Origin of the sequence: Aliiroseovarius sp. PrR006, assembly GCF_010500215.1 — a bacterium.
Lineage (GTDB): Bacteria > Pseudomonadota > Alphaproteobacteria > Rhodobacterales > Rhodobacteraceae > Aliiroseovarius.
The window spans coordinates 952,381-965,642 of sequence record NZ_JAAGOY010000007.1; the positions used below are offsets into that span (position 1 = coordinate 952,381).

11 protein-coding genes are annotated in these 13,262 nt (G+C 58.6%); 6 read left to right on the top strand and 5 right to left on the bottom strand.

From position 1 onward, the window contains the following. The first annotated feature begins 92 nt into the window (after positions 1-92). Entirely contained in the window at positions 93-407 is a 315-nt protein-coding gene (locus tag G0Q00_RS13150) for an Hpt domain-containing protein (RefSeq protein ID WP_163040020.1), read from the top strand. On the opposite strand, the gene ilvA is transcribed toward G0Q00_RS13150, so the two are convergent. Then, on the bottom strand, positions 404-1,651 hold the full coding sequence (ilvA, locus tag G0Q00_RS13155; RefSeq protein WP_163040022.1) for a threonine ammonia-lyase IlvA: 1,248 nt from the start codon (positions 1,649-1,651) through the stop codon (positions 404-406). The genes G0Q00_RS13150 and ilvA overlap by 4 nt on opposite strands. Positions 1,652-1,871: 220 nt before the next feature. Between ilvA and G0Q00_RS13160 the strand changes: the two genes are divergently transcribed. The 3 genes from G0Q00_RS13160 (at position 1,872) to G0Q00_RS13170 (ending at position 4,420) form a co-directional block, all read left to right on the top strand. Further along, on the top strand, positions 1,872-2,669 hold the full coding sequence (locus G0Q00_RS13160; RefSeq protein WP_163040024.1) for a hypothetical protein: 798 nt from the start codon (positions 1,872-1,874) through the stop codon (positions 2,667-2,669). 139 nt (positions 2,670-2,808) lie between these two features. Next, positions 2,809-4,056 carry an argininosuccinate synthase gene (locus G0Q00_RS13165; protein WP_163040026.1) on the top strand — a complete coding sequence of 416 codons (1,248 nt, stop codon included), beginning with the start codon at positions 2,809-2,811 and terminating at the stop codon, positions 4,054-4,056. 76 nt (positions 4,057-4,132) lie between these two features. Next, a complete protein-coding gene (locus tag G0Q00_RS13170) occupies positions 4,133-4,420 on the top strand; it encodes an SCP2 sterol-binding domain-containing protein (protein ID WP_163040028.1) in 288 nt (95 codons plus the stop codon). Between the two features lie 6 nt (positions 4,421-4,426). Here G0Q00_RS13170 and G0Q00_RS13175 read toward each other — a convergent pair whose 3' ends face one another. After that, positions 4,427-5,299: a ribokinase gene (locus G0Q00_RS13175; RefSeq protein WP_163040030.1), complete on the bottom strand. Its 873-nt coding sequence runs from the start codon at positions 5,297-5,299 to the stop codon at positions 4,427-4,429. A gap of 174 nt (positions 5,300-5,473) precedes the next feature. Here G0Q00_RS13175 and G0Q00_RS13180 point away from each other — a divergent pair, with 174 nt between their 5' ends. Both G0Q00_RS13180 and G0Q00_RS13185 read left to right on the top strand, forming a co-directional pair. Next, positions 5,474-6,490: an isocitrate/isopropylmalate dehydrogenase family protein gene (locus G0Q00_RS13180; protein ID WP_203564984.1), complete on the top strand. Its 1,017-nt coding sequence runs from the start codon at positions 5,474-5,476 to the stop codon at positions 6,488-6,490. Between the two features lie 171 nt (positions 6,491-6,661). After that, entirely contained in the window at positions 6,662-8,878 is a 2,217-nt protein-coding gene (locus G0Q00_RS13185; RefSeq protein WP_163040031.1) for an NADP-dependent isocitrate dehydrogenase, read from the top strand. A 52-nt stretch (positions 8,879-8,930) separates the two neighbouring features. Here G0Q00_RS13185 and G0Q00_RS13190 read toward each other — a convergent pair whose 3' ends face one another. From G0Q00_RS13190 to G0Q00_RS13200, 3 genes are all read right to left on the bottom strand, one after another. Continuing rightward, positions 8,931-9,794 carry a hypothetical protein gene (locus tag G0Q00_RS13190; protein ID WP_163040033.1) on the bottom strand — a complete coding sequence of 288 codons (864 nt, stop codon included), beginning with the start codon at positions 9,792-9,794 and terminating at the stop codon, positions 8,931-8,933. A gap of 42 nt (positions 9,795-9,836) precedes the next feature. Continuing rightward, positions 9,837-10,805, bottom strand: coding sequence for a glutathione S-transferase family protein (locus G0Q00_RS13195; RefSeq protein WP_163040035.1), 969 nt, complete (start codon positions 10,803-10,805; stop codon positions 9,837-9,839). 150 nt (positions 10,806-10,955) lie between these two features. Continuing rightward, complete coding sequence (locus G0Q00_RS13200; RefSeq protein ID WP_163040403.1) at positions 10,956-13,217, bottom strand: NADP-dependent malic enzyme; 2,262 nt, start codon at positions 13,215-13,217, stop codon at positions 10,956-10,958. Positions 13,218-13,262 lie beyond the last annotated feature (45 nt).

Genomic DNA, 13,262 nt, shown 5'->3' on the forward strand with positions numbered 1-13,262 from the left:
GTCTTTAAAGTTAAAATTCAACATTATCTGTACTTATAACAGTATGTTAACCTGCGCTGCGCATGATCACCGCGGACAAGTAGGGGGCGCCCGTGATTGATTGGGGTCGTGTGAACGAGTTGAAAGATGAAATCGGGGAAGAGGACTTCGGCGAAGTGGCCGAAATTTTTCTAGAAGAAGTGGACGAGGTGATTGCCCGTCTGAAATCCAACCCCGACCCTACGCAGTACGAACAGGACATGCATTTCCTGAAGGGCTCGGCCCTGAATCTGGGGTTTCGGGACTTGTCTGTTATCTGCGGACAGAACGAACAAGCCGCCGCGAATGGTCAGAACAACCAGATCCAGCTAGAGCCCATCTTCACCGCCTATGATCAGTCCAAGGCCGAGTTTTTGGCGCAGTGCTAGACCACGAACTCGGCAATGGTTTCATCATCCGTAATGTCCGAGAAGGCAAAGCCGTGCTCTTCTAGCCGCTGCTCTAGCAGGTCGAAGTTTTCAGGTCGGCTGCTTTCAATGCCCAGCAGGACCGAGCCGAAATTGCGTGCGCTTTTCTTCATGTATTCAAACCGGGCGATGTTATCGTCTGGGCCAAGGATCTGCAGGAAGTCTTTCAGCGCGCCGGGGCGTTGCGGTAAGCGGAGCAGGAAATATTTCTTTAGCCCGGCAAACCGCTGACCGCGTTCTTTGACATCGGGAAGGCGTTCGAAATCGAAATTCCCACCCGAGGTGACACAGATCACCGTCTTGCCGCGAATGTCGTCCCGAAGATCCTTCAGGGCGTCAATCGACATTGCGCCTGCGGGCTCTAGCACGACGCCTTCGACATTCAACATGTCCAAGATGGTCAGGCAAATACGATCCTCGGGCACTGCCAGAAGATGCGCCGGATCGATTGTTTTCAGGACCTCAAAGGTCATCGCGCCGATCCGGGCGACGGCCGCACCATCGACGAAATTGTCCACGTAATCCAACGTCACCGGCTGCCCGGCCTCCAACGCGGCGCGTAGGCTGGCGCCCCCGGCGGGTTCGACATAGCGCAGGGCGGTTTCCGGCGCAGTTTCGCTGAGATATTTGGTGACCCCCGACGACAGCCCACCGCCACCAACAGGCAGAATGACCAGATCCGGCGCGCGACCAAGCTGCGACACGATCTCGGCGGCGACACTGGCCTGGCCTTCGATCACATCCGTGTCGTCAAAGGGCGACAGAAAATGGCCGCCCTCGGCGGTGCAATACTCTTGCGCAGCTTTCAGCGTGTCGTCGAAATAGTCCCCAACCAAGCGGATCTCGATGCTGTCCCCGCCGAAGATGCGGGTTTTCTCGATTTTCTGCTGAGGTGTCGTCACCGGCATGAAAATCACGCCCCGCACGCCGAAGTGGCGGCTGGTAAAGGCCACACCCTGCGCGTGGTTGCCCGCAGATGCACAGACAAACAAGTCGCGCGACGGGTCCGCAGCCAAAGCCTTGCCCATCGCATTCAACGCGCCGCGGATCTTGTAGCTGCGCACGGGGCTGAGGTCTTCGCGTTTCAGCCAGATATCAGCGCCATACATCGCAGACAGATGGTCATTCCGCTGCAAGGGCGTGGCGGGGAACAACGCGCGCATTTGCTGTTCGGCGACGCGGGCTCTTTTCAAAAAATCGCTCATGCGTGATCTCTCCATCAAGAGGTGCAGCTTGGCAAGCCAAACCCACAAACGGATGCCTTAAATACGCCTTAAAGATGTGTCTGTTTGGAAACAGTCACCCCTAACCCGGCGAAATTGTGCGCATATTTACATGAAATGCTTGCGAGTTTCCCCTAACCCTTTAGCGTGCCTGTTCTATTATAGCGAGGCCCCCAAACTCTGAACTCACGGAGAGAGCGCAATGAAAACACTCACCAAAGCCGTCATGACAGCACTTGTCACCACACTTGCAGTACCCGTCGCAAGCACGTCGATCATGCTTGTGTCCGCCAAGCCAGCACTTGCCAAGGGCAAAGATAAAGAAAAAGGCGGTGGCAAGGAAAAACGCGGCGGTTCCAAATCGCAGGGCGGAGCCAAAGCATCGAACGGAAACGGCGCGGTTCGCAGCACGTTGAAAGGTGCTAATGCCTCGAACGCCAGCGCGCGCGCACTGGAAGTCGCCAACGCCAACAGCCGTGTTGGTAAGGCTGCCGCCTATCGCGATGCAACGGTTGCCGCTGACGAAGCAGAAACCGCCGCAGCGACTGCAGCTGCTGCTGTCGAGACCCACAAAGAAACCGACCCCGGCATCACCGAGGCCGACGCTCAGGTAGCGGTTGATGGGCTGAATGGCCAGCTGAACACCCTGAATGATGAGAAAACAGCACTGCAGGGTGAGCTGGATACGCTCAATGCCAAGACCGAGCTGACCGACGAAGAAGCGGCCCGCGTTACCGAGCTGGAAGGTGAACTGACCGCCAAAGACGATCAGATTACGCAAACCCAGACCGATCTGACTGCCGCAGAAGACGATCTTGCGACTGCCCAGGCCTACGAGGAAGAGCTGGCACGCCTCGAGGACGAAGCTGCATTGGCTGAAGCAGAGGCAGAAGCAGCGGCAGAAGCGCAACACGACTCGCTTCTGGTGCTGACCGACGGCCGTGATATTTCCGAGGACGAAGCCGCCATGGAAGAGCTGCACGGCAACCTCGGGCTCTGATCCGATCCGCCGTAGCGCGAAAATTACGAAGGGCGGTCCAGTGGGCCGCCCTTTTCCATGCAGAACACGCCCTGTGATCCTTGCTCTTTCCCTTAAAAACATATAATCGCCGCGCGATACGCTCGTGAAAGGGAAACCGATGATTTCGTCCAATACCGCACCGCAAAAGGCACCTAAGAAGGTTGTTCTGGCCTATTCCGGTGGCCTTGATACCTCGATCATCCTGAAATGGCTGCAGACCGAGTATGGCTGCGAAGTAATCACCTTCACCGCTGACCTTGGTCAGGGCGAAGAGCTGGAGCCCGCACGCAAGAAAGCCGAGCTGCTGGGTATCAAGCCTGAGAACATCCACATCGAAGACCTGCGCGAAGAATTTGTGCGCGATTACGTCTTCCCGATGTTCCGCGCCAACGCGCAATATGAAGGCCTGTACCTGCTGGGCACCTCGATCGCACGTCCGCTGATCTCGAAGCGTCTGGTGGAAATCGCCGCCGAGCACGGCGCAGATGCGGTTAGCCACGGTGCGACCGGCAAGGGCAACGACCAGGTTCGTTTCGAACTGGCGGCCTACGCGCTGAACCCCGAGATCGTCGTGATCGCCCCGTGGCGTGAGTGGGATCTGGGCTCGCGCACCAAACTGCTGGACTTCGCCGAGAAGAACCAGATTCCGATCGCCAAGGACAAACGCGGCGAGGCGCCGTTCTCGGTCGACGCAAACCTGCTGCACACCTCGTCGGAAGGTAAAGTTCTGGAAGACCCGGCCGAGGATGCACCGGACTATGTCTATCAGCGCACCGTGCACCCGGAAGATGCACCGGACACGCCCGAATTCATCGAGATTGAATTCGAAAAAGGCGATCCCATTGCGATCAACGGCGAAAAGATGTCGCCCGCGACCATCCTGACCGCGCTGAACGAATACGGCCGCAAGCACGGCATTGGCCGTCTGGATCTGGTGGAAGGCCGCTATGTTGGCATGAAGTCGCGCGGCATCTACGAGACCCCCGGCGGCACGATCCTTCTGGATGCCCACCGTGGCATCGAGTCGATCACCATGGACCGCGGCGCGATGCACCTTAAAGACGAGCTGATGCCGAAATACGCCGAGCTTCTGTATAACGGCTATTGGTTCTCGCCCGAGCGTGAAATGCTTCAGGCCGCCATCGACCTGAGCCAAGAGCACGTAACCGGCACCGTCCGCATGAAGCTGTACAAAGGCATGGCCCGCGTGGTTGGCCGCTGGTCGGATCACTCGCTGTACTCGGAAGAGCACGTGACCTTCGAAGAAGACATGGGCGCTTACGACCAGACCGACGCCGCCGGCTTCATCCAGCTGAACGCGCTGCGTCTGAAGCTGATCGCGATGCGCAACAAACGCGTCAAGTAAACTCGCGCCACGTCACTGTGGACCGCGTTCGAACGCCCCCGTATCACGCGGGGGCGTTTTTACATGAGGACTTCCAATGCCCCTAACCCCTATCGTCGAAAAAATCGAACGTGGCCTGACCAAGGTGTCGTTCGAGGATAGCCTGAAGCTGGACTGCGGCGAGGACGGCGTGATCGTTCTGCAGGACGGGGTTTTGTCGCGGGAAGACGTGGACACGGATTGCACCATCGCCATGTCGCATGCCAATTTGCAGAAGCTGATGAAGGGCGATCTGAACCCGATGACCGCCTTCATGACAGGCAAGATCAAAGTCTCGGGCGATGTGTCGATCGCGATGCGTCTGGGGCAGCTTTTGAAGGGCTAAAAGACCCTATTTCTGCAGAAAGTGGTCCACCTCGTCCCGTGTGGGGATCGCATCTGCGGTGCCAAACCGCGTGACCTTGATGGCTGAGGCTGCGGAACCAAGCCGCATGGCTTCTTCCGGTGACATCCCTTGATCCAGCCCCGCGGCAACATAGCCGATAAAGCAATCCCCCGCGCCGGTCGTATCTACAGGCGTCACGGAGAAAGCCGGAACCCGCGCGGTCTCCACCCCGTATTCCATCCAAACTGCTCCGTCCGCTCCTTTGGTGATCAACACCACGGGCACCTCAAGGTCCGCAAGCCCCACGCCCAGCGCGTCGGTTAGCTGCTGCGCCTCCACCTCGTTCAGCACCAACATATCGGTGACAGACAGCATTGCTTTCGCATCCTCGGCCACAAAGGGCGCGGCAGAATAGATGACACGCATGCCTTTTGACTTTGCAAGCGTTGCCGCCTCGACCGTCAGGGCGGTTTCGTTTTGCAAAATCAGCGTGTCGTCCGGCCCAGCATCGGACAAAGCCCCCGCCACATGATCCTGAGAGAATGCGCGATTTGCGCCGGGATAGAGAATGATTTGGTTCTCGCCCTCGGGATCAATCAGAATGTTTGCGTGGCCTGTTGCAACCTCGGCGCGCGTGATGTGGCGCGTGTCAACCCCGGCTTTCGTCAGCACCTCGATACACCAATCGCCCTCGGGACCAACCGCCCCGATATGGCGCACCTGCGCTCCGGCGCGCGCGCTGGCAACAGATTGATTTGCGCCCTTCCCGCCCAATCCGACGGAATGCTCCTCTGCGGCCAAGGTTTCCCCCGGTGCGGGCATATGCGGGACGCGATAGAAGTTATCGATGTTGATAGATCCGAGGTTGAATAGGGTCACGCGGCGCCTCCTTGCCTGTCCACGTTAGCGCGCTTGCCCGCAGGCGCAAGTCGCGCGTAGCATGACGGGGAAACGCCTTGTTTTATTCACCTTTCTGAATGTCATTTCGCTATTGTATTCCATTGTATACCGTATATATCAGGCGCAAACGCGCGCATCACCATGGAGATGACCATGACAAAGATCCAAGCCACCTTGATCCCCGGCGATGGGATTGGCCCCGAAATCACCGAAGCCGTAACCGCCATTCTGGACAAGATGGGCAGCCCGTTTGAATGGGATGTGCAGCAGGCGGGCATGACCGCATTTGAATCTGAGGGCACCCCCCTTCCCGAAGCCACGCTGGACAGCATCCGCAAAACCAAGCTGGCGCTGAAAGGTCCGCTGACCACGCCCGTTGGCGGTGGCTTCAAGTCGATCAACCTGCAACTGCGCCAGGCGTTCAACCTGTATGCCAACGTCCGCCCGACCAAAACGATCAAGCTGGATGGGCGTTTTGACAACGTCGACATGGTGATCTTCCGCGAGAACCTGGAAGGGTATTACATCTCGGACGAAGGCTACATGGAGCACAATGGCGATCCCGAGGGGAAGGTGTTCTCGACCGGCTATAACACCAAGGAAGGCGCACAGCGCATCACCCGCGCGGCGTTCGAATATGCGCTGGCGAACGGACGCAAGAAAGTGTCCATCGTGCACAAGGCGAACATCCTGAAGCTGCTGTCCGGCATGTTTCTGGAAGAAGCCCGCAAAATCGCCCAAGAATACGAAGGCCGCGTCGATTTCGACGAGCGCATCGTAGATGCCTGCGCCATGCAGATGGTTATGTACCCCGACGCGTTCGACGTGATCGTCACCACCAACCTGTTTGGCGACATCCTGTCGGATCTGGCCGCCGGTCTGGTGGGCGGTCTGGGTCTAGCCCCGGGCGCGAACATCGGCAAAGACGCCGCCATCTTCGAGGCCGTCCACGGATCAGCCCCCGATATCGCAGGCCAGCAGAAGGCAAATCCCTGTGCCTTCCTGATGGCCGCGGGCCTGATGTTGGAGCATGTGGGCAAACCCGAAGACGCCCAGCGCCTGAAGAAAGCGGTGATCGACACCGTACAGGCGAAAGACCGCGTGACCCCTGATCTGGGCGGCACCGGCAACACGATGTCGATTGCCGAAGCGATCATGGATCGACTTTAAGCATTCATTGGGGTCGCGGCTTGGGCTGCGACCCTTTTTCTTGGGGCTGTTAGCGCTCCGCCCTTTTTTTCTTCACGGGTTTTGTGTAAGGGAAAGGGGAAATCCCACCTTTCGCCGTTCAGGGCATTGGCCCCGTGGCGAAGTTTTCCGCGAAAAAAGAGGTGTTCTAAAATGACCGATAAATCGCAAGCAGACATTCTGTATACAATTGTAGACGAAGCGCCCGAACTGGCCTCGGCCTCGTTCCTGCCGATCATCCGCAAGTTCGTTTCCGCCGCGGGAATCACCGTTGGCACGCCGGACATTTCTCTGGCCGGCCGCATCATCGCGACCTTCCCCGAGAACCTGACCGACGATCAGCGCCAGTCGGATGATCTGGCCGCACTGGGCGAGCTGGTGAAAACCCCCGGTGCAAACGTGATCAAGCTGCCGAACATCTCGGCCTCGGTCCCGCAGCTGGTTGCCGCCATCGAAGAACTGCAGGGTCAGGGTTACAACATCCCGTCCTACCCGGAAGATCCCTCGACCGACGAAGAAAAAGCCATCCGCGCCCGCTACGACGGCATCAAGGGGTCCGCTGTGAACCCTGTTCTGCGCGAAGGCAACTCGGACCGCCGTTCGGCCCGCGCTGTTAAGAACTTTGCCCAGAACAACCCGCATTCGATGGGTGCTTGGGAATCGTCCTCGAAGACCAAAGTGTCGTCCATGCCGGGCAACGACTTCTACGCCAACGAAGTTTCGGCCACCATCTCGGCCGCTCAGGCGGGTGACGCGAAAATCGAATTCGTCGGCAAAGACGGCTCGACCACCGTTCTGAAAGACGGCTGGCCGTTGGAAGAAGGCACCATCGCGGATGCGACCTTCATGTCGGCGAAAGCTCTGGGGTCTTTCCTGGCCGAGGCCATTGAAGACACCAAGAAAGACGGCACCATGTTCTCGCTTCACATGAAAGCGACCATGATGAAAGTGTCGGACCCGATCATCTTTGGCCACGCTGTCAAAGCATGGCTTGGTCCGGTTTGGGACAAGCACGGTGAGGCGATTGCCGCTGCCGGCGGTTCGCCGAACTCGGGTCTGGGTGCGGTTCTGGACGCCATCAACAGCTTGGACAACGCAGACGAAATCAACGCGGAAATCGCTGCTCTGGATCGTCCGTCGATGTACATGGTCGACAGCGACAAAGGCATCACCAACCTGCACGTGCCGTCGGACGTGATCATCGACGCCTCGATGCCTGCCGTGATCCGCGCTGGCGGTAAAGGCTGGGACGAGACCGGCGCGAAAGGCGACACCAACTGCGTGATCCCCGACCGCTGTTATGCCACCGTCTATGACGAAACCATCAACTTCTTCAAAGCCAACGGCGCGCTGGACGTGACCACCGCTGGTTCGGTGGCAAACGTTGGCCTGATGGCTCAGAAAGCGGAAGAGTACGGCTCGCACCCGACCACGTTTGAAGCTCCTGCTGATGGCACCATCCGCGTCGTGACCGCCAATGGCGACACGCTGCACAGCCACGACGTTGAAGCCGGTGACATCTGGCGTTCGTGCACCGTGAAGAAGGCTCCGATCGAAAACTGGATCGAGCTGGCCCTTGACCGTCAGCGCCTGACCGGTTCGGAAGCGATCTTCTGGCTGGACGCAAACCGCGCACACGATGCTGAGCTGATCAAATACGTGACCCCGGCACTGGAAGCTGCTGGCAAAGCCGACCTGTTCCAGATCATGGCCCCGCGTGAAGCTACCGCGCAGTCGCTGAAAACCATCACGGCTGGCAACGACAGCATCGCAATCACCGGCAACGTGCTGCGTGACTACCTGACCGACCTGTTCCCGATCCTGGAACTGGGCACCTCGGCCAAGATGCTGTCGATCGTGAAGCTGATGAAAGGTGGCGGTCTGTTCGAAACCGGCGCGGGTGGTTCGGCTCCGAAGCACGTTCAGCAGCTGGTTGAGGAAAACCACCTGCGTTGGGACTCGATGGGCGAGTTCTGTGCGCTAGGTGAAAGCCTGAACTTCCTGGCAGACGTTAAGGGCAACGCCAAAGCGGGTGTTCTGGGTGCCGCTGCCGAAGCTGCGACCCAAGGCATTCTGGACAACAACAACTCGCCGTCGCGCAAAGTTGGCCAGCCGGACAACCGCGACAGCCACTATTGGTTCGCACGTTACTGGGCAGACGCCTTGGCCGCACAGTCGGATGACGCAGATCTAGCGGCCGAGTTCGCTCCGGTTGCAAAGGCGCTGGCCGACGGTGAAGAAGCCATCCTGGCCGAGCTGGCAGCAGCTCAGGGTCCGGCAGCCGATATCGGCGGCTACTTCCGCCCTTCGGTCGAACTGAAAGCCAAAGTGATGCGCCCCTCGGCCACGCTGAACGCGATCATCGACTAAGTTAGTCTCTAAATCACCTGAAAACCCCGTCCTCGTGGCGGGGTTTTCTATTTTAGGGGGTCTGTGTCACGACGCCGGATTGGCGCAAGAACCCGTGTTCCGGAAACCAGATGTCGCTAGATGGGGTGTCATACACGCGCGCGACGAAATCCTCCGAAACGCCCTGCCCCAGCATGAACTCCCGATCCCGCGCTTGCTCGACCTCGATATTGAATCCTGGCAACCGCTGCGCGTTCTCCAGTAGATAGCCGTGAAATCCCAACCGCGCGTCTGGTCCAAGCTGCCGCTGCCCTCCTGCGATGAACACCAAAGTGCAGGCCGAGCTACACGTATCGTCCACATGGGTCGTCATCCCAAGCGTCGCGATCAACTTCGCCAAACCCCGCGCTTCGAACACATTCCCACCGTCGCTTTTCAGGGTGATGCGTGCGGGGATCGGCCCTTGCGCCAGTTCCCGGCCCAGCGCCTTGGTCACGCCCAACACAATCTGCCCTTGGAACAGCAGGTTTCCATCAGGTTGTCGTATGATCTGGTACTCGGCCTGCCGTTCTAGCGCCTTGCGCTCAGCAAAACTGGGACCATCGTCAATCGGACGCGTCGCCAGTCCCAAGGCCCACCATTGCGACACCACGACGAACACAGCAATGACCAAACCAATCATCCCGCCCCATGTGGGCAGCATAGACCCGGTATCGCGCACCCGCGCCTCGGCCGCGCGGAAATAGCCGACGCTTTGCCACAGCAGACACAGCGCATCAGCGCCAATCATCGCCGCAGCCACCAAAATCGAAATCGGGGCGGCGCTGAGAGCCAGCAAAATAAGGACATAGAGCGCCAGCCGCACGCCAACGCCATTCACCAAAAAGCTTTGCCACAGCGGATGCTGCCCGCGCAGATGGTTCAGAAAATACCGCATCGGACAAGCCTAGGGCCGCCTCAGCGTGCAAGTCAAACTGCGTCAGAACCGATCGCGATCATGGGGGCGGGTAAAATCCAGCGCCGGCCCCTTTGGCACCACCCGCGTCGGATTGATCGTCTCGTGCGAGTAATAGTAGTGCGATTTGATGTGCTCCATGTTCACCGTCTCGGCCACGCCGGGATGTTGATAGAGTTCACGCAGATAGTTCGAGATGTTCGGGAAATCCTCAATCCGTTTCAGGTTCGTTTTGAAGTGCCCGTGATAGACCGCATCGAACCGGGCCAACGTTGTAAATAGACGCCAATCAGCCTCGGTCAGTTGGTTGCCGACCAAATAGCGGCTTTCGGATAGGATGGTTTCAACACGATCCAGCGCCTCGAAAAGCGCGTCGAACGCCTGCTCATACGCCTCTTGTGTGGTGGCAAATCCGCAGCGATAGACACCATTATTGATGTTTCGATAGACATCGTCGTTGATCGCGTCGATTTGATCGCGCAGCAGTTCGGGGTAGAAATCCAGCGTGTTCCCAGTCAGCCCGTTGAAGGCTAAGTTGAACATGCGGATGATTTCCGAGCTTTCGTTGCTGGCAATCCGATTTTGCGCTTTGTCCCACAGAACAGGTACGGTCACGCGACCAGAGTAGTCGGCCTTATCTGTCGTATAGACCTGATGCATGAAGCTGTGCCCGAACAGCGGCTCGGGATCCTTGGCGTCAAACTCCCATCCGTTGGACAACATATGCGGATGCACGGCGGTCACACCGATCAGATCTTCCAGCCCTTTCAGCTTGCGAAAGATCAGGGTGCGGTGCGCCCACGGGCAGGCGAGCGAAACGTAAAGGTGATACCGGCCGGGCTCGGCCTTGAACCCGTCATCGCCCGTCGGGCCCGCCGCACCATCCGCCGTGACCCAATTGCGAAACCGCGCATCCTCGCGCTTGAATTTGCCGCCGGTTTTTTTGGTATCGTACCAAACGTCTTGCCAGACGCCATCCACAAGCTGACCCATTGGTGTCTCCTATCTTCATCAGAAAAGATAACACCGCTCAGCCACCGAACAACTCAGCGAGATACGCATCCTATCTGTTCAAACCTGCACAGAACGAAAAACGGCCCGCGGGATGTCCTACGGGCCGTTTCAGTCTCTAACTTGGCGGAATTAGCGCTTACCCAAGCGGGTCGCAGCCAGCATCGCCATGTTCAGAATGTCGTTCGAGGTCGAGTTGGTCGAACAGATCTGGATCGGCTGATCGATGCCCGACAGGATCGGACCGATGACGGTTGCCCCTGCCAGTTCCTGCATCATCTTGACCGAGATCGACGCCGAGTGTCTGGCCGGAACCACCAAAATGTTAGCTGGGCCAGACAGGCGGCAGAACGGATACTGCGCCATCACGTCCGCGTTCAACGCCACATCAGCAGTCATTTCGCCTTCGAATTCGAAATCCACGCCGCGTGCTTCCAAAATAGCTGGCGCTTCATGCAGTTTCGAGGCGCGTTCCGATATCGGATAGCCGAAGGTCGAGAAACTGACGAAAGCCACGCGCGGCTCAAGCCCCAGACCGCGTGCAACGGCGGCAGCACGCTCGGCGATATTGGCCAGATCTTCGGTTTCGGGCCATTCATGCACCAAGGTATCCGCCATCAGAACGATGCGGCCCTTGTGCAGAACGGCGGTCACACCAACGGCGCCATCCGAGGCGCGCGCATCAAACACATGGTTGATCCGGTCCAGAACGTAAGCCGATTTGCGGGTCGCGCCGGTGATCAGACCGTCGCCATGCCCATGTGCCAGCATCAGCGATGCGAACACGTGACGGTCGCGCGCAGCCAGACGGTGAATGTCGTGACGGTCGAAACCCTGACGCTGAAGGCGTTCGTACAGGAAATCTTTGTAGGTCTCCAAGTGTTCGGTATTCGCGGCGTTCACAATGCGCAGCTCGCGCACAGCGTCGCCCAGACCATCGGCGGTCAGCTTGGCTTTCACGTCGTCTTCACGGCCAACAACCAGCGCCTGACCATAGCCATTGCGTTGATACTGAACGGCGGCACGCAGCACTTGCGAGTTGTCGCCCTCGGCAAAAATCATCGTTGCCTGGTTCTTGCGCGCACGCGCCGTGATGCCGCGCAGGATCGAGGCTGTCGGGTCCATCCGTGCTTTCAGGCTTTGCTCGTACCCATCCATGTCGATGATCGGACGGCGTGCAACGCCCGTGTCCATCCCAGCTTTGGCAACCGCCGGCGGGATCACGTGGATCAGACGCGGGTCGAACGGCGTCGGAATGATATAGTCGCGACCAAAGGTCAGCTTCTTACCGTACGCCATGGCAACTTCGTCCGGCACGTCCTCGCGGGCCAGTTCTGCCAGCGCTTGCGCACAGGCGATCTTCATCTCGTCATTGATGGCGCGGGCGTTGATGTCCAGCGCACCACGGAACAGGTACGGGAAGCCCAGCACGTTGTTCACCTGGTTCGGATAGTCCGAACGCCCGGTCGCCACGATCGCATCGTTACGCACTTCGTGGGCCTCTTCCGGAGTGATTTCCGGATCCGGGTTTGCCATGGCAAAGATAACCGGGTTATCGGCCATCGAGGCCACCATGTCCTGTGTCACGGCACCTTTGACCGACACACCAAGGAACACGTCTGCCCCATCCATCGCCTCTTCCAGCGTGCGGAGTTCTGTGTTGGCGGCGTGGGCCGATTTCCACTGGTTCATGCCGTCTTTACGGCCCTGATAGATGACGCCCTTGGTGTCGCAGACAATGCAGTTGTCATGCTTCGCGCCCATCGCCTTGATCAGCTCGATACAAGCAATACCAGCCGCGCCAGCGCCGTTCAGAACGATGCGGCAATCCTCGATTTTCTTGCCCGACAGATGCAACGCGTTCAGAAGACCCGCCGCGCAGATCACCGCCGTGCCGTGTTGGTCGTCGTGGAAGACGGGGATGTCCATTTCTTCCTTCAAGCGCTGCTCGATGATGAAACACTCGGGCGCTTTGATGTCTTCAAGGTTGATGCCGCCGAAAGTCGGGCCCATCAGCTTCACCGCGTTGATGAAGGCTTCGGGGTCTTCGGTGTCCAGCTCGATGTCGATCGAGTTCACATCAGCAAATCGCTTGAACAGAACCGCCTTGCCTTCCATCACAGGCTTCGATGCCAACGCACCTAGATTGCCCAGCCCAAGAACAGCCGTCCCGTTTGAAATCACCGCCACAAGGTTGCCCTTGTTGGTATAGTCATAGGCCGTCTGCGGGTTCTCGGCGATTGCCTCACAGGGGACCGCAACACCCGGCGAATAGGCCAGGGACAGGTCGCGCTGCGTGGTCATCGGGACCGACGGCGTGACCTCGAATTTGCCCGGCGTGGGGTCAATGTGGAAGGCAAGCGCCTCTTCATCTGTGATCTTGGCTTTGGGCATATCGGGGGCCTTTGTCATCTTCTGTCGAAGTCAAACCCTTACAGG

Bases quoted from the DNA above. Each gene is read 5' to 3' on its own strand.
- ilvA (WP_163040022.1), bottom strand. From the start codon at position 1,651: ATGAGCGATTTTTTGAAAAGAGCCCGCGTCGCCGAACAGCAAATGCGC.
- G0Q00_RS13160 (WP_163040024.1), top strand. From the start codon at position 1,872: ATGAAAACACTCACCAAAGCCGTCATGACAGCACTTGTCACCACACTT.
- G0Q00_RS13165 (WP_163040026.1), top strand. From the start codon at position 2,809: ATGATTTCGTCCAATACCGCACCGCAAAAGGCACCTAAGAAGGTTGTT.
- G0Q00_RS13170 (WP_163040028.1), top strand. From the start codon at position 4,133: ATGCCCCTAACCCCTATCGTCGAAAAAATCGAACGTGGCCTGACCAAG.
- G0Q00_RS13180 (WP_203564984.1), top strand. From the start codon at position 5,474: ATGACAAAGATCCAAGCCACCTTGATCCCCGGCGATGGGATTGGCCCC.
- G0Q00_RS13185 (WP_163040031.1), top strand. From the start codon at position 6,662: ATGACCGATAAATCGCAAGCAGACATTCTGTATACAATTGTAGACGAA.
- G0Q00_RS13190 (WP_163040033.1), bottom strand. From the start codon at position 9,794: ATGCGGTATTTTCTGAACCATCTGCGCGGGCAGCATCCGCTGTGGCAA.
- G0Q00_RS13195 (WP_163040035.1), bottom strand. From the start codon at position 10,805: ATGGGTCAGCTTGTGGATGGCGTCTGGCAAGACGTTTGGTACGATACC.
- G0Q00_RS13200 (WP_163040403.1), bottom strand. From the start codon at position 13,217: ATGCCCAAAGCCAAGATCACAGATGAAGAGGCGCTTGCCTTCCACATT.